The organism is Bartonella sp. CB10SXKL, assembly GCF_042195515.1.
In the GTDB taxonomy this organism is placed as follows: domain Bacteria; phylum Pseudomonadota; class Alphaproteobacteria; order Rhizobiales; family Rhizobiaceae; genus Bartonella.
The window spans coordinates 1-798 of the sequence record NZ_JBHION010000106.1 but is presented as its reverse complement, the minus strand read 5'-3'; the positions used below and the strand labels follow the sequence as shown (position 1 = coordinate 798).

The window sequence follows — 798 nt, the reverse complement described above, 5'->3', positions numbered from 1 at the left end:
TCAGCTTTATTCCTTGCATCAGACGCTAGCGATGTATTTAGGAGGAGGAGCTAGCTATGAAGGTGGCGAATGGAGGGCTCCGGAATTCAAGGTTGCACAATTCAATTCTGATGGTAGTTCGTCAGAAAAGAAGATTTATCATGATGTAGCAGGAGCTTTTGATGGTGTCAGTGATGGTATGACGAGTATCAACGACCGTATTCATGATGTTGAGAAGAGTGTGGCGAGCAATGGTTTGAATTGGAATGAAGAAGAAGGCGCGTATGATGCGAAGCATGATGGTAAGTCGAGTAAGATTACGAATGTATTGGATGGTAAGATAGAAGAAGGTTCGCAAGAAGTTGTTAATGGTGGTCAGCTTTGGAGCACGAATGAGAGGGTAAAAGAGGTTGAAGACAAAGTAGATACGATAGATCAACATGTGAAAGATATTGAAGTAGCCGTAACAGATGGCGTTGTTAACTATGATAAAGATAGTGATGGGAAAAAGACCAATAGCATTACGTTAGTAGGAGGCAATGACAGCGAACCTGTTATGATAGACAATGTAGCGGCAGGCAAGATTGAAACAGGTTCTCAGCAAGCTGTTAATGGCGGTCAGTTGCATGATTATACTGAAGAGCAGATGAAGATAGTTCTTGAAGATGCCAATAAGTATACGGATGAGAAAGTTAGTAGTCTTGTCAATGATGCTGTTAACGAGTCTAAATCCTATACGGATATGAAATTTGAGACGTTGAATTATGCTATTCAGGATGTTCGGAAAGAAGCAAGACAAGCTGCTGCTATTGGTCTAGC

Annotated in this window: 1 pseudogene; it reads left to right on the top strand. The window is 41.4% G+C overall.

The window, feature by feature from the left end:
- Positions 1 to 798, top strand: a pseudogene (locus tag ACFIK3_RS09680) (hypothetical protein); the annotation flags it as partial.